Below are 23,143 nucleotides of genomic sequence, written 5' to 3'. Positions count from 1 at the left end.
GTTCGCCGAGCTCCTACTGGATGTTGACGTCGACACTGGCCGGAAGATCGATGCGCATGAGCGCGTCAACGGTCTTCGGCGTCGGATCAAGGATGTCGATCAACCGCTTGTGGGTACGCATCTCGAAGTGCTCCCGCGAGTCCTTATATTTGTGCGGAGAGCGGATGACGCAATACACGTTCTTCTCGGTCGGCAGCGGCACCGGACCTACGACGCTGGCACCCGTGCGGACGACGGTTTCAACGATCTTCCGCGCCGAGGCGTCAATAGCCTCATGGTCGTAGGCCTTCAGCCTGATGCGGATCTTTTGTCCCGCCACGCTTCTCCTACCTCACTTGAAACTTGAGGCCCGTGTCCGGACCTGGTGCCCCCAGCCCGCCGATCGAACCAGGCGATCCCGGGTCAACCATGCGCGCGCCGGATACTGCGCCGCTTTTTACCTGTCGTGGTCCACCGGTCCCCGCGGTCGGGCGTGTTGCCCGCACGCAGCCTTGTAGGCGGCCCAAATTAGTCGCGCTCCAAGGATGGGACCGGACGCGCCCGTGTGGGCGCCGGTCGTATGCCCGGTCAGGCGCAAACCTGGCTCAAGGCAACCTGAACAGTATGCCCCAGATCAACGGTTCGGCCAAATCCCAGGTGGAATTGGTAGTGGCCCCTTCGGCCGGGCACCCGGCCGACGGCCAAGCTTCACGGTCCAGACCGATTGTCCACCTCATTGGCACCTCCGTCTGGCGTAGGTCCTCGCATGCCGCTCACCCACCTGAACGCGAGCAACGAAACCGCCAGCGCATCAGTCGGGACACCGAACGGATTGCCATCGTTTGCGTGCAAAATCGGTTCCTCACCACGGCCGCGTGGTTCGATGACAGGAAGCGGGCGGTCGCGACTCAACGGACGCAACCGGGGCACGGCGCGACCGAGTGCGCCGGGCGCGGCCAGTGAGGTGAGTAGTGAGTAAGCCGATCATCGACGACGCCGCCCAGGTCTTCGCCGACCCCACGGCCTACACCGACGAGACCCGGCTACACGCCGCACTGACCCACCTGCGCGCCCACGCTCCGGTGTCTTGGGTTGACCATCCCCCGTTCCGGCCGTTCTGGGCAATCACCAAACACACCGGTGTCATGGCAATCGAACGTGCCAACAATCTGTTTCTCAGCGCACCGCGTCCGCTGCTGGCGCCCGCCGAGGCCGATGATCTGGCGCAATCGCTGTTGGACTCCGGGATGGGGCTGCGCACCCTGGTACACATGGACGACCCCCAGCACCGGGTGGTGCGGGCCATCGGGGCGGACTGGTTTCGTCCCAAGGCGATGCGCGCCCTGAAAGTCCGGATCGATGAATTGGCCAAGGTCCACGTCGACCGGATGCTCGCGGCCGGCACCGAATGCGACTTCGTCACCAAAGTTGCCAAGAACTATCCGCTGTACGTCATCTTGTCGCTGCTGGGCCTTCCCGAATCGGATTTCCCACGGATGCTCAGCCTGACCCAGGAGCTCTTTGGCGGCGACGATACCGAGTTTCAGCGCGGCACCACCCCCGAAGAGCAACTGCAGGTTCTGCTCGAATTTTTCAGCTATTTCCAGGAACTCACCGCGGCGCGGCGAGCGCATCCAATCGAAGACTTGGCATCGGCAATCGCCAACACTCGAGTGGGCGGAGAGCGACTATCGGACAACGACACCGCGTCGCATTACGTGCTCATTGCCACCGCCGGCCATGACACCACCAGCGCGACCGTCGCCGGCGACCTACACGCATTGATCGAAAACCCCGACCAACTGCGACGGCTGAACGACGATCTGGGTCTCTTACCGCTGGCCACCGACGAGATGATCCGCTGGGTGACGCCGGTCAAGGAATTCATGCGCACTGCCTCCGAGGACACCGCCGTGCGCGGGGTACCGTCGCCAAAGGCGAGTCGGTATACCTGTCCTACGTCTCGGCCAGCCGCGACGAAGAGGTGTTCGATGATCCGTTTCGTTTCGACGTGACACGAGACCCTAACAAACACTTGGCCTTCGGATTTGGCGTGCACTTTTGCCTGGGCGCCGCCTTAGCCCGGATGGAAGTGAGCAGCTTCTTCAGCAAACTGCCCCCGAGGTTGAAATCCATTGATTTGAATGGTGATCCCCAGCTGATCGCAACCACGTTCGTGGGGGCCTCAAGCACCTACCGATTCGATATGCGCTGCGTTGACTCGCCGAGTGCCTGGGAGACGGTTTCTACGCCACGAACTCTGCCGCGCGGTGGCCCAACATCACAATCGTTGCGTGCGGCCCGCGGCTGGTGATCATCGGCAGGATTGCTCCGTCAATCACCCATAGGTTTTCGACACCACGCACCCGACACTGCTGGTCAACGACCGCTCGCGGGTCGGCATCGACACCCATCGGGGCGCTGCCACACAAGTGCTGCGAAGTCGTCCACTGCGCCGTTCCAGGACCGACTAAACCCGTTATTTCACAGGCTAATTCAGCGCCCCGCTGTAGTGCGGCGACATCTTCTGGCTCGCTGTCGTAGCGGTGCTCAATCAGCGGAGGCTGGTCAGGATCTGCCGACAGCAAGGTAATTCGCCCATGCCCGAGCGGTTGCATCAGGGCAACTCCGATGTGCGGCCAATCGGCATGCCCCGCGCTTCCGACACCGGTCATAGCGACGAACCCTCCCGTGTAAGGCCTAATTTCGATGTCATCAGCGGTGCTAAGCACCACCTCCAGGACCGGACGTCCCGGCGCCACGGTCCAAGTGGTGGGCAGCACCCATTCGGGATGGTCGCGGCAATTCGTCCCCACCGGCAACGCCACCAAGACGGGCACCCCGGCCGCCCGTAGCATCGCGGCATCACCAATACCGGAAACCATGAGCAAGTGCGCTGATTCAATTGCACCGGCACACAACACAACTCGTTCAGCGCTAAGTGAGATTGCGCCCTGCGGGCCGATAGCATCAACACCTCTTGCCGTGGTGCCGGCGAAGCGTAAGCGTTGGGCCCGCGTCCGTTCCAGCAGTGTCAGGTTGGATCGTCGCAGTGCCGGCAGCAGATACCCGGCACCGGATCCGGTCCTGACTCCGTCCACGATGTTGAGTGGCACCGCACCTACGCCCGACCCAAGCTCCGCCCCAATATCGTTTAGATCGGCAATCCAGCCGAACCCGGCGCGTTCGGCGGCGCTGACGAAACGCTCGGTGATGCCGGTGAGCTCAGCCGTACGTCGAACCAGAATAGGACCCGTCTTACCGTGTGCCGGAGTATCGAAATCCAGATCCGTCTCAATAGCCCGGAAGTGTTCGAGTACGTCGGACCACGCCCATCCCGGTATCGCGGCACGATCGAAATCCCGCGGCAAACCCCGGCAGAAATAGCCGCCATTGACCGCACCCGAGCCACCGATGGTAGCTCCCCGCACGATCGGCGCCTGGCGAACCGGCCGATCGGTGAGCTGGGTTTGATAACGGCGGACCAGCGGACTGGCCGCACCGAGCGGTAGCTGCAATCCATTGGTGGTCTGAGCCAGCAACCGCCGATCGGCGAGGCCCGGGCCACTCTCGACAACCGTGACCGCACAGTTGGGATCGGCGGAAAGACGCGCGGCGACAACCGATCCAGCGCTTCCCGCACCGATGACGAGGACGTCGCTGTGCCGGCCAGGCCCAGTCAAGGCAGCCGTTATGTCCGGATCTGCGGTTTGAGCGCACCGAAATTGCGCTCGCGCAGCACCCCGTACCACAAGCCCAGCCCGTAAGCCAGGTCGTCGACACGCTTGAGCAGTAGATAGGTCAGCGGTCCGATGCGTTCGCTATCGTCGGCGGCGGCGCGGCGGCCCAGCCAGTCAACTACCCCATCGACGACTGCCGCGACGACCACGACCCGCCGGCACGGCGGAAACAGGAGGGCCGCCACCAAGGTGACCGGCCAATAGTGTCGACATATCGCCGACGCCAATTGCAGTGCCGCCGCCCACAACCCACGGGTGGCCACCACCAACACATCCCCCAGTGACGTCTCGGCGCTGCCCAGGATCTTGGCAACCCGGCGACCCGTCAACACGGCGATGACCAACGATGCCAGCCGCCATATGCCGCTACCCATGGACATCAGCACCCAAGCCATCAGCGCCCAGCCGGAAATCACCAACGGCGCCGTCTTCCCGGGGTGACGCACGGACAGCGGCGCGGCCGAACCGCCATAGAACGCCTTGCGAGCAACCCAGTCCCGCAATTCGGTCCGATGGTCATGGGCCACCTGCGCAATCGGCTCGTACCGCAGCCGAGAGCCGGTTTCGATAAGCCGCCAGCACAGGTCAACGTCCTCGCCGGAGTGCAGGGTCTCGTCGAATCCACCCACCGCCCGGATGGCTGAAGCGCGGCAGATGATCGCGGCGCTGGGAACATAGGACACCGAGCTGTGCGGCAGCACCGGCGCCTCCCGCTGACCTAGGTCCAGTGACGAGCGCACCGCTTCGTAGCGGCCCACCGGATTCTCGCTGGGCGCCAGACCCACGATGCGTGGTGCAACCAACGCGACGGTGGGATCACAGAAGTGGCCGAGCAACGCTTCGAGCCAACCACGCCGGGGCGCCACGTCGGAATCCAGAAATGCCACGAAGTCGGTGGCACAGGCGTTCAACCCGGTGTTGCGGGCCGCTGCCGGCCCCTTGCTGCGTGGATGGTGCAACACTTCAATGTCGCAGTGAGCACCCGCGAAGTCCTCGAGCTCCACCGGGCGTACCGACCCGTCGTCGACCACGATGACGCGCAGCCCCCGAAGAGAGGCCACCAACCGGCGTACCCCAGCTGCATTGTCGCGCACGGGTATAACCACGGTGACGTCTCGATGCGACGGACCAGTGGCCGGTCGCGGATGGGCCACCGTGGCGTCCAGCAGGGTGCGCGCCAGCTGGGCGCTGACGTCGTCGCGCACCTTCAGGCGGCCGTCGCAGAGCATGTCTTGGGCGGCCGGCGCCAACCGCAGCAGCCGGGTGGGCGAACCACCAAGCAAGGCCGAGCCGTCACCTAGCACCCGCACGCGGCGGTCAACCTGCACCGCGAACCCGTCCGGCAGTCGGGTTGCAGTCATGTCAACATCCCGTCGGGTCCGGGCAACCACTGGGTGACTCGTCGCGTGCAATCCTCGACCATCTCCGCCAGGATCCGCCGTCCCTCCGCCGCACTTGCGGTGGTCGGATCTCCCAGGACTCCTATTGGACTGACCGCGGCAACCCCGCCGCGGCGCATCGCCGGCAACAACTCGGGCAGCGGCGTGGCGTTTCCCACCAGCCGCCGATCCGCGAGCACCGTGTCCGGCGAAAGATACAGCAACAGCGACGTTTCAGTATGCCCGGCATGGGCGTCACCGCCCGCGGAGACGCACGGACACCATGCGGCATCGCGACCTTCGGACCGCAGCAGGCGCACCGCGCGGCCCAATGCGCCGACGTTGCCGCCGTGACCATTGACGAAAACCAGGCGTTGGGCCCAGCAAGCCACCGACCTACCGTACTCCACCAGGAGGATCGTCAGCGCCTCGGTACCGATCGAGATCGTTCCGGCGAAACTTTGGTGCTCACCGCTGGCGCCGTAGCCGATCGCGGGCGCCACCAGCCAGCCCGATCGAGACTCCGACCGACCTCCGTCGTGGCCGCGCCCGGCCACCGCCCGGGCGACAGCGGTCGCGATCCGGGTGTCGGTATCCAGCGGCAGGTGCGGGCCGTGTTGTTCAGTTGACCCCAGCGGGACAATTATCGACGCCGAGATGCTTGATAGCTGGCTCGACGTCGCACTCGCTAGTTCGCCGACTACGGGCACTCGCCGATGGTAGGACGAATTCACCTGGCGTGCACCGATTGTTACCACTCCTACAAATATTTTTTTCTCGGCTCAAGGATCAAGCGGGTCAAATTCAACTCGTCTGCCACGGCTGCCACGCCCGTACCAGTGATTCTCTAGCCGACCGTTCATTTCTGTGGTATCTGGGTCATCGGCGCGTAGCGGCGCTCGGACTACCCACCCAGTTTCCGGATGAATCCGGCGGGCATGAGAATGTCGTCCGGCCGCAGATCGTGGACGCTGCCATGCCCGAGGCCCATCAGCGCCGAGTCGATGCCGCCACGCAGGATGTCAAGAACGTTCTCGACACCGACTTGACCGTTGGCCGCTAGACCCCAAAGGTAGGCTCGGCCGATCATCACGGCTCGGGCGCCCAACGCCACCGCCTTGACGACATCGCTGCCCCGCCGGATGCCGCCGTCCAGCAGCACCTCGACCTGGTTGCCGACCGCTGCGGCAACGGCCGGCAGCGCGCGAATCGAAGCGGGTGTGCCGTCGAGATTATTGCCGCCGTGGTTAGAAACCGAGATCGCCGAAACACCGGCATCCACAGCTCTTTTTGCGTCGTCGACGCGCATCACACCCTTGAGCATGAATGGCCCGCCCCACAGTTCACGCAACCAGGCGATGTCTTCCCAGGTCGGCGGCGGCGTCCCCATCCACTCGCCGTACGCCGCGAAGAACGGGGGGCCGGGTTCACCGCGCCGGCCTTGATTGGGCACCCGCAGATCCGGTGGACGCAGGGTCTTGGCGAACTTCCACAACCATCGGGGACGCACGATTGCCTCCGGAGACAGCCGCAGGATGGTCCGCAGGTTCATCTCCTCGGGAATCTTGGGGCTGCCCCAGTCGCGCCCGTGCGAGAACGTCCAGTCGGTGGTCACGATGAGGCCGACTGCGCCGGCCTGCCGTGCCCGCTCGACGCGCTGCGCGATGGCGTCGCGGCCACCGAGCCAGTAGATCTGAAAGAAGGTCTTGGGGTTGGCGGCGATGACCTCTTCGATCGGCTTGCTGGCGAATGACGACAATCCCATCCCGGTGCCACGGGCCGCCGCGGCCCGCGCGACCGCGACCTCACCATCGGGGTCGACGGCCTGCACACCGGTCGGCGAGATGAGTACTGGCATCGAAATATCTTGTCCCATAACGGTGGTCGACAAGTCACGCTTATCCAGCGCGCCGATTACGTGGGGCGCAAAGCCGAGTTCACCAAATGCCTCGACATTGTCGGAGACGGTAATTCCCTTTTCGCTGGCCGAGATCAAAGATGAATACACCGATTTTGGCAACCTCCGCTTTGCCCGTTGCTGGGCAATCGCTACCGTTTCAAACCACTCGTCGGCCACGGCTACACCGGGCTTTCGTTGCAGAGGCGGACGGGCGGCCGGTCGGGAGGTCGCATGGACAGCGTCAGGGGTACGGGCTTGCTGATCGGGTGGCCCCGTGAGTGGTCGCCCCGGGGTCGTGGGGTGTCCCGCTCCCGCGCCAACGCCGGTTCGCCGCGACCTTGCACGCATTCAGGATCCGGCCCATCCATCGGCAGTCCGGTAAAGAACTTCGCCGCCATACAGCCACCCCGGCAGCTGTCGTAGTGCCCGCAGCTACCGCAGGCTCCCGCAGATTGCGGGGCGCGCAGCTCGCGGAACAGCTCGGCATTCCTCCACACGTTGTCAAAACCACCGTCGGACAGCACATTTCCTGCAAGGAAGCGGTCATGGATGGCGAACGGGCAGGCATACACATCGCCCACCGGGTCGATCAGGCACACCACCCGACCCGCTCCACACATATTCAGTCCGGACAACGCACCGGATTCGCCGAGCGGTGACAGGTGAAAGAACGAGTCGCCGGTGAGCACTCGCTCGCCCTTGGCGACCAACCAGTCATACAGCGCAACCTGTTGATCAGCGGTGGGGTGCAGGTCCTCCCAAACGTCGGCACCACGTCCCGACGGCCGCAACCGGGTGATCCGCAAGGTGGCACCATAGCGGCCTGCCAACGCCGCGAATTCGTCGAGCTGGGCGACATTGTGCCGGGTGACGACGACGGAGATCTTGGCACCGCCCGCTTCGGCAAACCCGGCCGCGGCCAGGTTCTCCAACGCGCGCACCGCCATGGCGAATGAACCGGTACCACGGACGGCATCGTTGACCTCGGCGGTGGCACCGTCCAACGAGATCTGGACATCCACGTAGTCGCTGGCGGCCAACCGGGCCGCAACCTCGGGAGTGATCCGAACCCCGTTGGTGGAGAACTTCACCCCGACGTGGTGCCCGGTCGCGTAGTCCACCAGCTCCCAAAAGTCCGGGCGCACAGTGGGTTCGCCGCCACCAATGTTCACGTAGAACACCTGCATCCGTTCCAGTTCATCGAGGATGTCCATGCACTGGCGCGTGGACAACTCGCGTGGATCGCGTTTTCCCGACGACGAAAGACAGTGCACGCAGGCTAAATTGCAGGCATAGGTCAACTCCCAGGTCAGGCAGATCGGCGCATTGAGCCCGCGTTCGAATCGCTCGATGAGCCGGGGCACTTCGGCTGTCATACGTTCTCCTGTGGCACCAGCATGTTGGAACCGACCAGCACATCAAGTGCGTGCAGGTAGGGCTCTTGGCTCGCGTCGGCCACGCCCGCTGCACGGCAGGCGGACCGCACGTCGGGATGGTCGGCCAGCGACTGCACCACCGTCAAGATGATGCGATTCTTCAGAAACGACAGCTTGCGGGTGCCGAAGTGATAGAGCAGCGCGCCGAAGGGCTCGGGCCGAACCGCCACCTGGGGGTGCAACCGCCAGCCGCAGTCAGGGTCGAACACCGGGTCAGTAAACCCCGCACATACCGTCGATGGACACCTCTTCAACCAGGGTCTCGGTGACGAGCTCGGGGTCGGTCTGGGTCTCGTGGTCCATCTGGTTGGCCTTTCGTCGTGGCGCCTCGACAATGAGGAGTGGTTCTGGTCACAATCGTGGTCAGAATATGGCATCGAGTGCCGAAATGGAAGGGCGGGTTGGATGACGCACGGGTCGCGGGTGGGCCGTCGCCGCTCGACGACGCCGCATCACATCACCGACGTTGCCATCGAGCTGTTCACTGCGCGCGGGTTCGACGAGGTCAGCGTCGACGACGTCGCGCAGGCAGCCGGTATCGCCCGACGCACGCTATTTCGCTACTACGCCTCCAAGAACGCGATTCCCTGGGGAGACTTCGATACCCACCTTGCCCAGCTGCAGGAACTGCTCGACAACGTCGATCCCAAGGTGCGGCTGGCCAAGGCGCTACGCGAGGCGCTATTGGCCTTCAACACCTTCGACGAGTCCGAGACCATCCGGCACCGCCAGCGCATGCGCGTAATACTGGAAACCGCTGAACTACAAGCATATTCGATGACAATGTACGCCGGTTGGCGAGCGGTGATCGCCGGCTTCGTCGCTGAGAGGTTGGGCATGAAGGCAGCCGCCCTCCTGCCGCAGACGGTTGCCTGGACGATGCTCGGAGTAGCGCTGTCCGCCTACGAACACTGGTTGGGCGACGAATCGGTCTCGCTGCCAGAGGCGCTCGGGAACGCGTTCGACATCGTCGCCTCCGGTCTGGCAGGCCTGGACCCGTGACCGGTGCCGACGGCGTCGAGCACCTGCTGCACACCCTGCGCGCGCAAGGACGCTTCTGCGCCGGCGCCGGTTCACCGATGTACGGCGAGTTGTTCGAATTGGTCGCCACCGATGTCGAAGCGGGTGGTGTGTTTGCGACCGTCCTGTGCGGGCACGAAGACGACCCATCTCGCGATGCGGTGCCACTGCGCCTCCTCGGCGGCCTGCACCGAATGGTGCTCGACGGCCGCGCACCGTCCTTGCGCCGCTGGTATCCCAGCACCGGCGGCAGCTGGGACGCCACGGCGGCCTGGCCCGACATCGTGCGCACCGCGACCACGCACACCGATGAACTACGCGCGGCGCTGGCCCTGCCGCCACAGACCAACGAGGTTGGCCGATCGGCCGTGCTGATCGGCGGACTCCTCTGCATCAATCACGAATTTGGGCTACCAGTACGCCTTTTCGAGATCGGATCAAGTGCTGGCCTGAATCTGCGGGCCGACCATTACCACTACCGCTATCCCGGGAGCACGTGGGGCCCGGCCGACTCGCCGGTCACGATCGACAATGCCTGGAACGGTCAATTGCCGCCGCCGGGTACGGTGCGTATCGTCGAGCGCCACGGCTACGACGTCGCCCCCATCGACGTCACCGGCGCCGACGGAGAACTGACCGTGTTGAGCTATATCTGGCCGGACCAACGTGCGCGGCTGCAGCGGTTACGTGGCGCCATCACGGTCGCCCGGAAAGTCCCGGCGCAGCTGGAGCGCCGGACCGCCGCCGACGGGGTCGCCAGGCTGAAGCTAACCGAAGGTGCGTTGACGGTGCTGTGGCATTCGATCACCTGGCAGTATCTCGGCGACGACGAACGCGCCGTTGTTCGCGGCCGAGTCGAGGAACTGTCCGCGCAGGCCGGCCCGGGCTCTCCCTTCGCCCACCTCACCCTGGAGCCGGCGCGCGATGGCCCCGGCAGCCCACTGAGGTTTCTGGTACGCGCCGCAACCTGGCCGGACGGCCAGCGCGGCATCTTGGGCGAATGCCATGCTCACGGACCACCGGTGGACTGGCGGTAACTTTCTTGCCCCGACGGCGTCGGAATTTGGCTCGCCACCGCGACGATAAAAGTGTGAGCGCGCAAGCGGACCGACGGTCCGACGCTCGCCGCACGCTGTTGGCCCTGTACGACGCGGCGTTGCCGGTGGTGTACGGGTACTTCATCCGGCGCTGTGGTGATCGCGGAACGGCGGAGGACCTGACGTCGGAGACCTTTCTGGCCGCCGCGGAACTGGCTTGCGACCCGGCGCGTGAAAGCGATCCGCCACCGATCGCCATTCCGTGGTTGCTCGGCGTGGCGCGACACAAACTGGCCGACCACTATCGGCGGCGGCATAACCGGTGGTCGATGCCGGTCGCAGAGCCACCCGAGGCAACCGACCCCATCGACGAATGGGACGCCGCGCTGGACCGCATCGTCGCCGAACGTGTGTTGGCTCAACTTAGTGAGCCGCATCGAACGGTGCTGGTGTTGCGCTATATGGACGACTGCTCGGTCGGTCAGTGCGCCGAGCTGATCGGGCGCACCGTGCATGCCACCGAGGCGCTGCTGGTGCGGGCCCGCAAGGCGTTCAAAGAGCACATGGAGGGAGGCACGTCATGAGTCAACGCGACCAGCGGGAACCGCTGGCAGACCCATTGCGCGTGCTGCACGCCGATGACCTTCCCGTGCAACCCGATCCGACGTTCGCCGCGCGGCTGCGGCGACGCTTGGAAGCGGTACTGTCGTTGCCCGCTGCAACCGAAAGGATGGTTATGACTACTACCACCCAAGCTGTGTCAGACTTGAATGACACCTCCCGCGGCCGGGATTCCGCGCCCCGCCCGGCCGCACTGCCCTACCTATGCGTGGCCGACGCACGGGCCGCGATCGCCTGGTACGCCGACGCCCTCGGCGGCAGGGTGGTTGGGAGTCCAATCGTCATGGACGACGGCCGAATTGGGCATGCGGAAGTCGAGTTGACAAGCGGCATATTTTACCTGGCCGACGAGTACCCCGAGCTTGGTCTCAAAGCTCCCACTCCTGGCTCCGTTTCGGTCAGCCTGATGCTGCATGTCGCGGATACCGATGCGGCCCTAGAGCGGGCTCGCGAACACGGTGCCATCGTCGTGCGCGAGATCCACGAAAACTATGGCTCACGTAGCGCCACCATCATCGACCCATTCGGCCACCGCTGGATGCTCAGTGGACCCATCGCCACACCCGTCGCCAGCATCCAGCATGGCGACATTGGCTACGTTTCCGTGCAGACTCCCGATGCAGACCGCGCGGCCGCATTCTATGGACATGTCCTGGGCTGGACATACGATCCCGGCTCACAGCAGGTCACCAATACCGATCTTCCAACGGGCATCCACCGCCGACCGGGACCGCCAACCCTGTTCTGTTGCTACGCCGTTAGCGATCTGGCCGCCGCCCGCGCCGCAATCACCGCAGCGGGCGGCACCGTGACCACCGCCCGCCGGTCCGAGCATGGGGTCGTCATGGACGCTACCGACCCGCAGGGTGGCGCATTCGCGGTCTTCGAACCCACCGCTGGCCGGAAACGCCCGCAAGTCAACGGGTCCGGGCCAGGAGAGCTATCCTACGTCACCTACGAGGTGGTCGACTCCGCGGCCTTCCGTGACTTCTACGGCCGGGTACTGCGGTGGACCTTCACCCCCGGCCGCGTTGCGGACGGCTGGCAGGTGCAGTCCGTCCATCCGATGGCCGGCGCGGCGGGCGGGTGCCAAACCGCAAGAACGGTCCCGATGTGGACGGTCGCCGATATCGATGCGGCGGTTGCACGAGTCCGCGATGCCGGCGGTACCGTACTCGCGCCACCGTCGCCTCAACCGTACGGCAAATCCGCCGAATGCGTCGACGATCAAGGCACACGCTTTTACTTGGGTGAATTCTAACCCTGGGCGTCGTTCAGCATTTCGGCGATGGGGACGCCGGCTGCGATCTTGGCGCGCACCTTCATCACCTTCCCGGGTACCCCGCCGCCGACCACACCGACCAGCACACCGTCCCGCTCGTAGTAGGCGAGGAACTTTCGGCCGTCGTCCTCGACCAGATGCACGATATCGGTGGCGTGCGGCTCACCCAGGCACTGGATCTTGACGTCGTATTGGTCACTCCAGAAATAGGGAACAACCACGTTGGACGGCACCTCACGGCCCAGCAGGGCGGGAACCACGACACGCGCTTGGTCGGCAACGTTGCTCCAATGTTCTACGCGCGCTTGGTGTCCCATCGGATCGCGCCAGGAAGCGACGTCACCAAGTGCCCACACCTTCGGCGCGCTGGTGCGCCCGGCTTGGTCGCAAATCACGCCGTTGTCGACCTCGATGCCGCTACCCGCCAGCCAGTCTGTCGCCGGGTGCGAACCAATACCGACAACCACCAGGTCCGCGTCGAGTTCCGTGCTGTCGGTCAACACCACCGTCTCGACATGCCCAGCGCCGCGCACCTCGGCCACCCCAAGGCCAGTCCGCACGTCGACGCCTTCGGCACGATGTAGCCGCGCGACCAACTCACCGATCTGCTCGCCCAGCACCGACGCCAGCGGCGTTGGCTGCGGTTCGACCAGCACAACATGCACGCCGAGACCACGCAGACTGGCCGCCACTTCACAGCCGATAAAGCCGGCGCCGACCACGACCGCGTGTTTCGCCGCCGACGCGTGGTTCCGCAGCTCCATGCATTCGTCGAATGAGCGCAGCACCCGAATACCGGCGAGATCGGGAAAGCTTGGGATGCGCCGCGGCACCAAGCCTGTTGCGATGACCAGCTCGTCGTAGCCGAGCTCGGTTCCGTCGGCCAGCGTCACGGTCTGCGCCTTGATGTCAAGGCCGGTGACTGCCGAACCCAGGCGCAGGGTGATGGCTTTCTCGTCATACCATTCACGCGGCTTAAGGGCCACGTCGTCGACCTCGCTGCGCAGCACCTCCTTGGACAGCGGCGGGCGGTCATAGGGCAGGTGCACCTCATTGCTGACAATGGTGATCGGACCCGAGTAATCCGCCCGACGCAGCTGCTCGGCGGTTCGGGCCGCGGCCAGTCCGCCGCCGACAATCACGATCCCTTGGGCCCCGATTCCCTGTTTCACAGCCTCGCTACTGGTCACGTGGAGTTCATACACGATCGCGCGTCAATACTTCAAGGCGCCCTTGTCGACGGGGATCTGCGCACCCGTCAGGGTTCCTGACCCGTCGCTGGCCAGCCACACAACGACGTCGGATACCTCATCTGAGGACATAAAACCCTTGTACTGCAGCGGCATTGGCGGAAAACTGTGGACATATCGGGGGTGTTTGGCGAACACCTGCATCATCGCGTCCGGTTCGATCATCGGGGTGTCCACCGAATACGGATGAATGGAGTTAACCCGGATGCCAAATTCGCCGAGCTCGATCCCCAGCGTGTTGGTCAGCGCGACCAGCCCGTATTTGCTGGCCGCATAGTGACCGTTGCCCGGGGTGGCCTTTAGACCCCCCGAGGAGCTGACCACCACGATGGAGCCACCGTTGCCGGCCTCGATCATCGCCGGCACCGCGGCGCGCAGGGTGCGCCAGGTGCCGGTCAAGTTGACGCCGATGACGGTGTCCCACTGCTCATCGGTTAGTTCCCAGAGCCGGCCCCAGCCAAGCACACCGGCGTTGGCCACCACTACGTCGAGGCGGCCGAACTGCTCCATGCCCTCGGCAACCAGCTGCTGGAGGGCCGCACCGTCGCGGACATCGGCCTGGCGGCACAGCACCTTGCGGCCCTCGGCTTCCACCGCACGGACGGTCTCGTCGAGATCGTCAGCGGTGGCCGGCGCATAGGTGATGCTGTCAGACACCGGTGCGCAGATGTCCAACGCGATGATGTCGGCACCCTCCCGGGCCAGCCGCACCGCATGCGAACGCCCCTGAGCGCGGGCAGCGCCGGTGATGAACGCCACCCGTCCTTGCAGTGATCCAGCCCGTTCGGCCACCTGTTCCCCTCTCGCCGACTGACAGGCTAACAGCGAAATTGAAACGTGTTCTAACCCCCGGCGACGATGCCGCCCACCGAGCGGGCGAGCAGGAGCCGAGCTCAGATTTCACCGATGATCTGGGCACGCTTACTGGCATACTCGTCGTCATTCACCACTCCGCTGGCTCGCAGCGACTCCAGCTCCTGCAGCCGCTCTGCGATCGAGCCCTGCGGGACGGCCGCCGCCGGCGCCTGCTGCTGGGCGGCACGACGTACTACTTGCTGAATCTGCTGCCGCAGTGCAGGATTCGACCGGATGTCGACCATCCGATTCAGCGGAATGCCATTCGCCTTGAGAATCTGCAGTATCTCCATCAGTGGACCGGCCTGCCCACTCAAGTCATAGGTTGCGTTGTCCTCGGCCACACTGAACTGCGCGGGCACTAGACCGTTGACCAAAGCGCTTCGCTCCCAGTCGATCAGATATTGGCCGGTGGCGGGATCGACCAGGACGACGAGCTTGCGCGCCGTGAGGTTGCCAAGACGGGTCACGCTGGCGATAACCCGGTCTTCGGTATCAAAGGGTGTGATTCCGGGGCCGGAGATGTGGAGGTGGACCTTTACCAGCGGCTGTTCGTTGATCCGGGTTCCGGTCTCGGTGAGACCCGTGATTTGGGCAAGCGCCAGCACCCCGCTTTGCTCGAGCGCTAAGTTCTTGGCCGCCGTCTTTGCCCCCCAGTTGGTCAACGCCAGCGCAACCAGGACATCGAGCACGGTGATGATCAGGCCCGCATAGAACATCCACTTCAGCAGGTCCCCCAGCCCGAGGGCGAAGTAGACGATCAGGAAGATCGGCCCGACCAAACCACCGCACACCAGCACCAACAGCTGCATCTTGAGGTAGCGCGCCAGCATCTGTTTGCTCCTCGTTTCGCCGGAAAAGGTGATGCCACAGTAACGCCGATCGGGCCGCTACCGATCACACATTCGGCGATTAGCGGCCGCTCACCCCGGGTCGGGCCAACTCGTCCCGGCGCCGCCGCGGAGGCGCATCACCCTCAGACGATTTGGCCGCCGGGCCAGTTGATGCCCGTGCTGACCCCGCGCACTCCAGCCATGCCGGAGACGCCGAAGAGGAGACCGCCGCGGCCACCAGCCCCGCCAATGCCGCCCAAGGCACCCAGCGTCAGGGGCGCCGACCCGGCGGCCCCACCAGTCCCGCCGGCCCCGCCGCTACCGAACCACCAGGCGTCGCCGCCGGCACCACCATCACCACCGGCCGTCGCGAAGGCGGTGAACCCGCCACCCATTTTCGCGGGCGCGCCCGCACCACCGGCACCACCGGCCCCGCCGTTGCCATATAGCAGACCGCCGTGACCGCCCGCTCCGCCGTGGGTGCCGGCGGGGATGCGGTTGCCGACCGCGAAACCATCGCTGTTGTATCCCGCCCCACCGTTGCCGCCGTTGCCGAGCAGTCCCGCCGCTCCGCCGGCGCCACCAGACATACCGGGCGCGTTGCCGGCTCCCCCGTTGCCGCCGTTGCCCCAAAGGATGCCGCCGGGCTCGCCCGCTTGTCCCGGCGCCCCGTCGTATCCGTTGCCGATCAATGGGCGCCCCAACAGCAGCCGCGTGGGGGCGTTGATCACATCGAGCAGCTGCTGTTCGACATTGGTCGCCTCGGCCGCGGCATATTGCGACGCACCCCGGGTCAGCAGTTCGACAAATTGGGCGTGGAACTGTGCCGCCTGCGCACCAACCCGCTGATAGGCCTGCGCATGTGCGCCGAACACCGCCGCGATGGCCGCCGACACTTCGTCGGCACCGGCGGCCAGGACCGCCGATGTCGGAAAGGCCGCCGAGGCGTTCGCGGCGCCTATGGCCGCGGCAATATTTGCTAGATCCGTAGCGGCGGCCGACATGATTTCGGGCCCGGCAATCACGAAAGACATATGGCCCTCCTGATTCTGAGTCAGATCATAGAACCGAACACCGTCGCCGTCCCGGTGTTTGCACAAGCAAACGAAAAAGCCCCCGAAACCTCGGTTTCGGGGGCTTTTTACACCGGGTTGGCCGGGCGCCAGCCCGGCGAACACCGCTAGTGGATCACTTGATGATCTTGGTGACCCGCCCGGCGCCGACAGTGCGGCCGCCTTCGCGGATCGCGAATCGCAGGCCGTCGTCCATGGCGACGGGCTGGATCAGCTTCACCGAGATGTTGGTGTTGTCACCGGGCATCACCATCTCGGTGCCCTCCGGCAGCGTCACCACACCGGTCACGTCGGTGGTGCGGAAGTAAAACTGCGGCCGGTAGTTGTTGAAGAACGGCGTGTGCCGGCCACCCTCGTCCTTGGACAGGATGTACACCTGGCCTTCGAACTCGGTGTGCGGGGTGGTGGTCCCGGGCTTGGTCACGACCTGGCCGCGCTCGACGTCCTCACGCTTGACACCACGCAGCAGCAGGCCGACGTTGTCACCGGCCTGGCCCTGGTCGAGCAGCTTGCGGAACATCTCCACCCCGGTGACCGTGGTCTTGGTGGTGTTCGGGCGGATGCCGACGATTTCGACTTCCTCGTTCACATTGATGATGCCGCGCTCCACCCGCCCGGTGACAACGGTGCCACGGCCGGTGATGGTAAAGACGTCCTCGACGGGCATCAGGAACGGCTTGTCAGTTTCACGAACCGGGTCCGGGATGGACTCGTCGACCGCGTTCATCAACTCCTCGACGGACTCGACCCACTTCGCGTCGCCCTCGAGTGCCTTGAGCGCGGAGACCCGGACGACCGGAGCGTCCTCGTCGAACTCCTGGGCCGCCAGCAACTCCCGGACCTCCATCTCGACGAGCTCAAGCAGCTCCTCGTCGTCGACGGCATCGGACTTGTTCAGCGCAACCAGGATGTAGGGCACACCGACCTGACGGGCGAGCAGCACGTGCTCACGCGTCTGCGGCATCGGGCCGTCGGTGGCCGCGACCACCAGGATCGCGCCGTCCATCTGGGCGGCACCGGTGATCATGTTCTTGATGTAGTCGGCGTGGCCAGGGGCGTCGACGTGCGCATAGTGGCGCTTCTCGGTCTGGTACTCGACGTGCGCGATGTTGATCGTGATACCGCGCTGACGCTCCTCAGGCGCGTTGTCGATCTGGTCGAACGCCTTCGACTCATTCAAGTCGGGGTACTTGTCGTGCAGGACCTTGGTGATAGCCGCGGTCAGGGTGGTCTTGCCGTGGTCAACGTGACCGATGGTCCCGATGTTGACGTGGGGCTTGGTCCGCTGGAACTTCGCCTTCGCCACTTCTGTGTCCTCCTGGACTGTTGGTGCTTAAAAAAGCAGTGTTGATGTTTTCACTTATGCCGCGGTAGTAACCGAGCCAGGTTACTCCCTGTCTACCTGGCGCCGATTGCTCGACTCCTCACTCGTGAGCTTCGCTCACTCGCCCGTCGCCTTCGCGATGATTTCCTTCGACACGTTCGCCGGCACTTCGGCGTACGAGTCGAACACCATGGAGTAGTTTGCCCGGCCTTGAGTCTTGGACCGTAGGTCGCCGACGTAGCCGAACATCTCCGACAGCGGCACGTGCGCCTTGACGACGCGCGCACCACCCCGCTCCTCCATGGCCTGGATCTGGCCACGGCGGGAGTTCAGGTCGCCGATCACGTCACCCATGTAGTCCTCGGGCGTAGTGACCTCGACGGCCATGATCGGTTCCAAGATCACCGGCTGTGCCTGTGCTGCAGCCTTCTTCAGCACCTGCGAACCGGCAATCTTGAACGCCATCTCCGACGAGTCAACCTCGTGGAAACCACCGTCGAGCAGGGTCACCTTCAGGTTCACCAGCGGGTAGCCGGCCAGCACGCCATACTGCATGGCGTCCTGGGCACCCGCATCCACCGACGGGATGTACTCGCGAGGAACGCGACCACCGGTGACCTTGCTCTCGAATTCGTAGGTGGCGCCGTCTTCGCCGGTGAAAGGCTCGAGCTTGATGATCACCTTGGCAAACTGACCCGAACCACCGGTCTGCTTCTTGTGCGTGTACTCGACGCTGTCGACCACCCGACGGATGGTCTCCTTGTAGGCCACCTGCGGCTTGCCGACGTTGGCTTCGACCTTGAACTCGCGGCGCATCCGGTCCACCAGGATGTCCAGGTGCAGCTCGCCCATTCCGCCAATCACGGTTTGGCCGGTCTCCTGATCCAGGTGCACCTTGAAGGTCGGGTCCTCCTCGGCGAGCTTCTGGATCGACAGGCTCAGCTTCTCCTGGTCGCTCTTGGTCTTGGGCTCGATGGCCACCTCGATGACCGGGTCGGGGAAGGTCATCGACTCCAGCACGATCTGCTGATTCGGATCGCTCAGGGTGTCACCCGTGGTGGTGTCCTTAAGCCCGATCACCGCGTAGATGTGACCGGCACTGGCCGTATCCACCGGGTTTTCCTTGTTGGAGTGCATCTGGAACAGCTTGCCCAGCCGTTCCTTCTTGCCCTTGGTGGAGTTGATGACCTGGCTGCCAGAGTCAACCTTGCCCGAGTACACCCGGACATAGGTGAGCTTGCCGAAGAACGGATGTGTGGCGACCTTGAACGCCAGCGCGGAGAACGGCTCGTCGGTCGACGGCTTCCGACTGACCTCCTCGTCCTCCTTGCCCGGTGCGTGGCCCTCGGCCGGCGGCACATCCAGCGGCGAAGGCAGGTAATCGATGACCGCGTCGAGCATCGGCTGCACACCCTTGTTCTTGAAGGCGCTGCCGCACAGCACCGGGTACGCCTCCGAGTTGATGGTCAGCTTGCGGATCGCGGCCTTGATTTCGGCGACGGTGAGCTCTTCGCCGCCGAGGTACTTCTCCAGCAACTCCTCGTCGGTTTCGGCAACGGCCTCAAGCAACTTGGTGCGGTACTCGTCGGCCTTCTCGGCCAGCTCGGCGGGGATCTCGACGGTGTCGTAGGTCTCCCCGAGCTTGGTCTCTCCGCGCCACACCTTGGCATTCATCTCGACCAGGTCAATGATGCCTTCGAAGTCGCCCTCCGAGCCGACCGGCAGTTGGATCGGAATCGCGTTGGCGCCCAGCCGCTCCTCCATGGTCCGCACGGAAAAGTAGAAGTCGGCACCGATCTTGTCCATCTTGTTGACGAAACAGATGCGCGGGACGTCGTACTTGTCGGCCTGCCGCCAGACCTGCTCGGACTGCGGCTCAACACCCTCTTTGCCGTCGAACACTGCGACGGCGCCATCGAGAACGCGTAGTGAACGCTCGACTTCCACAGTGAAGTCCACGTGACCCGGCGTATCGATGATGTTGATCTGGTTGTCATTCCAGAAGCAGGTGGTGGCCGCGGAGGTGATGGTGATACCGCGTTCCTGCTCCTGCTCCATCCAGTCCATGGTGGCGGCGCCGTCATGCACCTCACCGATCTTGTAGCTAATACCGGTGTAGTAGAGGATGCGCTCTGTCGTCGTGGTCTTGCCCGCGTCGATGTGCGCCATGATGCCGATGTTGCGGACCTTGGTCAGGTCGGTCAGCACGTCCTTCTGTGCCACAGAAGTCTTCCCACTCTTTCGGTTACTTTGTTAGCTATCTGTCGCTGCTGGCGGTGCGTCCCGGACTTCTCCCGAGGGCCGCTGCCTTCGCCGTTTCCGGGCCGACCCGCAATTATCTACCAGCGATAATGCGCAAATGCGCGGTTGGCCTCGGCCATCTTATGAGTGTCCTCGCGCCGCTTGACCGAAGCCCCGAGGCCGTTGCTGGCATCCAGGATCTCGTTGGCCAGGCGCTCGACCATCGTCTTCTCCCGGCGCTGCCGCGAGTAGCCGACGAGCCAGCGCAGCGCCAGCGTCGTGGACCGGTCCGGACGCACCTCGACGGGCACCTGGTAGGTGGCACCACCGACGCGGCGGCTCCGCACCTCCAGGGCGGGCTTGACGTTGTCGAGAGCACGCTTGAGGGTGATCACGGGATCGGTGCCGGTCTTGTCGCGAGCCTGCTCGAGCGCGCCATAAACAATGCGCTCGGCCAGCGATTTCTTCCCCTTCAGCAAGACCTTGTTCACCAGCTGGGTAACCAGCTGCGACCCGTAGACGGGGTCGTTTACCAACGGACGCTTGGGCGCGGGCCCCTTGCGCGGCATTAGCTCTTCTCCTTCTTGGCGCCGTAACGGCTGCGAGCCTGCTTGCGGTTCTTCACGCCCTGGGTGTCGAGCGAACCGCGGATGATCTTGTACCGCACACCGGGCAAGTCCTTCACCCGGCCACCACGCACCAGCACCATCGAGTGCTCCTGCAGGTTGTGGCCCTCACCGGGGATGTAGGCAGTGACTTCAACCTGGCTGGTCAGCTTGACACGCGCAACCTTCCGAAGCGCCGAGTTCGGCTTCTTCGGAGTGGTGGTGTACACGCGAGTGCATACGCCACGGCGCTGCGGGCTGCCCTTTAGAGCCGCGGTCTTGACCTTGCCGATCTTGTCCCGTCGACCCTTGCGGACCAGCTGCTGAATGGTTGGCATCTACCGGCTTTCTGTGTCGCTGTTCACATTCTGTTGAGGACCAGCTTCAGTCCTCGCGCTATATCGAATCTTTGGTACTGCAGTTATGCGCCGCCTCGGAGCCATCCCGCACCCCGCGGCCGGGTGTGTCGCATGCGGTTGGCCCCGAACTCAATCCGCGTGGCCCGCAAAGTCATGGACATGCGAATTGGCCCGGCATCCACGCCCTCACGTCAGGCGCTGTAGGCCGCCAGGCACGAGCAACCACAATACCCGTCGCCGGTCAGGCAGGTCAAAGTGGAGCCCCAACTGACCACGCAACCTCGCTCGCGCACCTGAGATGCAGCATTGCACACCGCCACACCCGAAGACATCGGCTCTGACTCGACGGACGTCAGTCTGGCTCTGCGACGGTTCCCGCGGTACGTCTTTCCATCCCCGCCGCCAGCCTCAACACCATGTCGGAGAACACCGCGTCGGTATCGATTTCATCCATCACGCCGGTCATTTCTAGCAACACGAAGCCATGCATCGCCGACCAGAACTCGAGCGCCGCATAGAAGGCCTCTTCCGCCCCGAGCCCGTACGAGAACAGCACCTCCATCACCGGCGCAGCGGCGGCTCTAGTCGCGGCGGCGTACTCGGTGTCGTCACCGCCCAACGGCATCCGGGTGAAGGCCGAGTACCGACCGGGGTGGTGGTGCGCGTAGCTACGGTAGGCACCGGCCATGACCAGCACCGCGTCGTCACGCGAACGCCCCTCGCCCACCCTGTTCAGCATCGTGATGATGTCGTCGATCACTCGAATCCGCACCGCACGGCGCAGATCTTCCAGGCTGTCCACATGGTTATACAGCGACGGCCCCTTGGTCCCCAGCTGCGTCGCCAAGGCATTGATGGTCAGCGAGTCCCAGCCCTCTCGGTCCAGGAATGTCAGGGCTCCATCGACGATGGCGTCGCGGCTCAACTTGGCCGGGCGCGCCGTGGATTTCGCTGCACGCTGACGCCCAGCCGCTGCCTGCGCTTCCGGCGAAGCTGCCATGACGATCGCCCTTCAGTTGCGACGACGGTCGGTGGTCACCGCGCTAAGTAGTCGCCTTCGATTCAACCAATGACTCTAGATTTGCGAACGACTCTAGTTGACCCGGCGCGCCGGACGCAGCGCGTGACGCGGCGCCGGGAAACCCAGAAACCGCTCGGATTCGCGGCGCAACTATCTGCATCGGAGGCTGTCGTCGCGCCGGGCAATGGCCCTAGGCTGAGTGGACGGCTGAACGCAATGCTGATCACGCACCCAACGAAGGGGGCCCGCAGTGAAATGGACGACCGCCGCCGGAACGCTGGCCACCTGCGCCCTCACCATCGCCGCCCTGCCGGCCGCCCCCGCGCCGGTCGCGCACGCCAAAAACGGTGACACCCATGTGACCGGCGAGGGCATCGAGCAGACAGTGGACTGCAACGACTCCACGTTGTTTGTCAACGGCACCCAGAACATCGTCACCGCGAAGGGAACCTGCTGGGCGGTGACGGTGATGGGTTCGTCCAACACCGTCGTGGCCGACACGGTGATCAATGACATCACCGTCTACGGCTGGGACGAGACCGTGTTCTTCCATAACGGAGATCCGTTCATTTGGGACCGTGGCCGCGAGCTAGGTATGGTCAACCGGCTCCAACGAGTGGGCCCCTAGAGTACTCACGTTCGGACCACGCGCCGCCAAGAATCGAGGAGCCCATGCGCGCCCACCTCCCCACGCCCCGTTCGACGACGATTGCTCTGACACTGGCCGTGGCCCCATTGGTCTTCGGGCTGGCCAGCTGCAGTCAGACAGCCAGTCCCCCCGCCGCTTCCAGCACCAGCTCGGCGCCCTCAGCCACAACGAGCGGCGCGACGGCCTCGCCCGCACCATCGAACGGTCCTACCACCACCGCGTCGATCGAGATCGGCAACACGCTGAACTACGGATCGGTCGGGACGACCGCCACCATTGACTGCGCCGAGGGCAAGTCGTTGAATGTCGCCGGATCGCACAACACCCTCACCGTGTCCGGCACCTGCGCGACGGTGAGCATTAGCGGGATGAACAACAAGATCACCTTCGACAAGATCGATCAGCGAATCACGGTACTGGGTCTCAACAACACCGTTACCTATAAGGACGGCGACCCGGTAGTCGACAACGTCGGATCGGGCAACAGCATCAAGAAGGGCTGACCCGGACCAAGTCCGCGGCGACGGCCGCCGATGTGG

At 64.5% G+C, this 23,143-nt stretch carries 22 protein-coding genes and 2 pseudogenes; 7 read left to right on the top strand and 17 right to left on the bottom strand.

Features of this window, described 5'->3' with window-relative positions; all coding sequences use genetic code 11:
* Nucleotides 1-13 precede the first annotated feature (13 nt).
* Nucleotides 14-319: a 30S ribosomal protein S10 gene (gene rpsJ / locus MB901379_RS04315; RefSeq protein WP_003873519.1), complete on the bottom strand. Its 306-nt coding sequence runs from the start codon at nt 317-319 to the stop codon at nt 14-16.
* A 646-nt stretch (nt 320-965) separates the two neighbouring features.
* Here rpsJ and MB901379_RS04310 point away from each other — a divergent pair.
* Nucleotides 966-2,199: pseudogene (locus MB901379_RS04310) on the top strand (cytochrome P450).
* A gap of 26 nt (nt 2,200-2,225) precedes the next feature.
* On the opposite strand, the gene mftG reads toward MB901379_RS04310, so the two are convergent.
* The 7 genes from mftG to mftA form a co-directional block, all read right to left on the bottom strand.
* Entirely contained in the window at nt 2,226-3,662 is a 1,437-nt protein-coding gene (gene mftG, locus MB901379_RS04305) for a mycofactocin dehydrogenase MftG (protein WP_158015516.1), read from the bottom strand.
* An 8-nt stretch (nt 3,663-3,670) separates the two neighbouring features.
* Nucleotides 3,671-5,080 (bottom strand): mycofactocin biosynthesis glycosyltransferase MftF, encoded by a 1,410-nt coding sequence (gene mftF / locus MB901379_RS04300; protein ID WP_158015515.1) that lies wholly within the window; start codon nt 5,078-5,080, stop codon nt 3,671-3,673.
* Nucleotides 5,077-5,832, bottom strand: a complete 756-nt coding sequence (gene mftE / locus MB901379_RS04295) for a mycofactocin biosynthesis peptidyl-dipeptidase MftE (protein WP_158015514.1) — start codon at nt 5,830-5,832, stop codon at nt 5,077-5,079. The genes mftF and mftE overlap by 4 nt, the downstream gene beginning before the upstream one ends.
* Nucleotides 5,833-6,002: 170 nt before the next feature.
* Nucleotides 6,003-7,175, bottom strand: coding sequence for a pre-mycofactocin synthase MftD (gene mftD, locus MB901379_RS04290; protein WP_158015513.1), 1,173 nt, complete (start codon nt 7,173-7,175; stop codon nt 6,003-6,005).
* Between the two features lie 2 nt (nt 7,176-7,177).
* Nucleotides 7,178-8,374 (bottom strand): mycofactocin radical SAM maturase, encoded by a 1,197-nt coding sequence (mftC, locus tag MB901379_RS04285; protein WP_158015512.1) that lies wholly within the window; start codon nt 8,372-8,374, stop codon nt 7,178-7,180.
* Nucleotides 8,371-8,688 (bottom strand): mycofactocin biosynthesis chaperone MftB, encoded by a 318-nt coding sequence (gene mftB / locus MB901379_RS04280; RefSeq protein WP_158015511.1) that lies wholly within the window; start codon nt 8,686-8,688, stop codon nt 8,371-8,373. The genes mftC and mftB overlap by 4 nt, the downstream gene beginning before the upstream one ends.
* Nucleotides 8,648-8,737 (bottom strand): mycofactocin precursor MftA, encoded by a 90-nt coding sequence (gene mftA / locus MB901379_RS04275; protein ID WP_158015510.1) that lies wholly within the window; start codon nt 8,735-8,737, stop codon nt 8,648-8,650. The genes mftB and mftA overlap by 41 nt, the downstream gene beginning before the upstream one ends.
* Before the next feature lie 102 nt (nt 8,738-8,839).
* Here mftA and mftR point away from each other — a divergent pair, with 102 nt between their 5' ends.
* The 4 genes from mftR to MB901379_RS04255 are packed head-to-tail and all read left to right on the top strand — an operon-like array spanning nt 8,840 to nt 12,373.
* The gene (gene mftR / locus MB901379_RS04270; RefSeq protein WP_158015509.1) at nt 8,840-9,436 is read left to right on the top strand and encodes a mycofactocin system transcriptional regulator; all 597 of its coding nucleotides are present in this window, start codon (nt 8,840-8,842) and stop codon (nt 9,434-9,436) included.
* Nucleotides 9,433-10,491, top strand: a complete 1,059-nt coding sequence (locus MB901379_RS04265; protein ID WP_232021983.1) for a DUF2332 domain-containing protein — start codon at nt 9,433-9,435, stop codon at nt 10,489-10,491. The genes mftR and MB901379_RS04265 overlap by 4 nt, the downstream gene beginning before the upstream one ends.
* 53 nt (nt 10,492-10,544) lie before the next feature.
* Nucleotides 10,545-11,075 (top strand): RNA polymerase sigma factor, encoded by a 531-nt coding sequence (locus MB901379_RS04260; protein WP_232021982.1) that lies wholly within the window; start codon nt 10,545-10,547, stop codon nt 11,073-11,075.
* Nucleotides 11,072-12,373, top strand: a complete 1,302-nt coding sequence (locus MB901379_RS04255; protein ID WP_158015507.1) for a VOC family protein — start codon at nt 11,072-11,074, stop codon at nt 12,371-12,373. Before MB901379_RS04260 ends, MB901379_RS04255 begins: the two co-directional genes overlap by 4 nt.
* Here the strand turns inward: MB901379_RS04255 and MB901379_RS04250 are convergent.
* The 9 genes and pseudogenes from MB901379_RS04250 to MB901379_RS04210 all read right to left on the bottom strand — a co-directional run bounded on the left by MB901379_RS04250 (nt 12,370) and on the right by MB901379_RS04210 (nt 21,934).
* Complete coding sequence (locus MB901379_RS04250; RefSeq protein WP_158015506.1) at nt 12,370-13,599, bottom strand: NAD(P)/FAD-dependent oxidoreductase; 1,230 nt, start codon at nt 13,597-13,599, stop codon at nt 12,370-12,372. The genes MB901379_RS04255 and MB901379_RS04250 overlap by 4 nt on opposite strands.
* A 9-nt stretch (nt 13,600-13,608) precedes the next feature.
* On the bottom strand, nt 13,609-14,436 hold the full coding sequence (locus MB901379_RS04245) for a mycofactocin-coupled SDR family oxidoreductase (RefSeq protein ID WP_158015505.1): 828 nt from the start codon (nt 14,434-14,436) through the stop codon (nt 13,609-13,611).
* Nucleotides 14,437-14,537: 101 nt separating this feature from the next.
* Complete coding sequence (locus MB901379_RS04240; RefSeq protein ID WP_158015504.1) at nt 14,538-15,332, bottom strand: SHOCT domain-containing protein; 795 nt, start codon at nt 15,330-15,332, stop codon at nt 14,538-14,540.
* Nucleotides 15,333-15,487: 155 nt separating this feature from the next.
* Nucleotides 15,488-16,366: pseudogene (locus MB901379_RS04235) on the bottom strand (PE family protein); the annotation flags it as partial.
* 154 nt (nt 16,367-16,520) lie between these two features.
* The gene (gene tuf, locus MB901379_RS04230; RefSeq protein ID WP_158015502.1) at nt 16,521-17,711 is read right to left on the bottom strand and encodes an elongation factor Tu; all 1,191 of its coding nucleotides are present in this window, start codon (nt 17,709-17,711) and stop codon (nt 16,521-16,523) included.
* 135 nt (nt 17,712-17,846) lie between these two features.
* The gene (gene fusA, locus MB901379_RS04225) at nt 17,847-19,952 is read right to left on the bottom strand and encodes an elongation factor G (protein WP_158015501.1); all 2,106 of its coding nucleotides are present in this window, start codon (nt 19,950-19,952) and stop codon (nt 17,847-17,849) included.
* 116 nt (nt 19,953-20,068) lie between these two features.
* Nucleotides 20,069-20,539 carry a 30S ribosomal protein S7 gene (rpsG, locus tag MB901379_RS04220; protein ID WP_158015500.1) on the bottom strand — a complete coding sequence of 157 codons (471 nt, stop codon included), beginning with the start codon at nt 20,537-20,539 and terminating at the stop codon, nt 20,069-20,071.
* Nucleotides 20,539-20,913, bottom strand: coding sequence for a 30S ribosomal protein S12 (rpsL, locus tag MB901379_RS04215; RefSeq protein ID WP_003879423.1), 375 nt, complete (start codon nt 20,911-20,913; stop codon nt 20,539-20,541). The genes rpsG and rpsL overlap by 1 nt, the downstream gene beginning before the upstream one ends.
* Nucleotides 20,914-21,286: 373 nt before the next feature.
* Entirely contained in the window at nt 21,287-21,934 is a 648-nt protein-coding gene (locus MB901379_RS04210; RefSeq protein WP_158015499.1) for a TetR/AcrR family transcriptional regulator, read from the bottom strand.
* A gap of 271 nt (nt 21,935-22,205) precedes the next feature.
* On the opposite strand from MB901379_RS04210, the gene MB901379_RS04205 reads away from it, so the two are divergent.
* Together MB901379_RS04205 and MB901379_RS04200 are read left to right on the top strand one after the other, a co-directional pair.
* Nucleotides 22,206-22,583, top strand: coding sequence for a DUF3060 domain-containing protein (locus MB901379_RS04205; RefSeq protein ID WP_158015498.1), 378 nt, complete (start codon nt 22,206-22,208; stop codon nt 22,581-22,583).
* Between the two features lie 44 nt (nt 22,584-22,627).
* Nucleotides 22,628-23,107 (top strand): DUF3060 domain-containing protein, encoded by a 480-nt coding sequence (locus MB901379_RS04200; RefSeq protein WP_158015497.1) that lies wholly within the window; start codon nt 22,628-22,630, stop codon nt 23,105-23,107.
* The last annotated feature ends 36 nt before the right edge of the window (nt 23,108-23,143 follow it).

The sequence above is a fragment of the Mycobacterium basiliense genome, from assembly GCF_900292015.1.
Classification (GTDB): Bacteria; Actinomycetota; Actinomycetes; order Mycobacteriales; family Mycobacteriaceae; genus Mycobacterium; species Mycobacterium basiliense.
The sequence above is the reverse complement of the archived record's forward strand: the minus strand, read 5'-3'. Positions and strand labels throughout refer to the sequence as shown.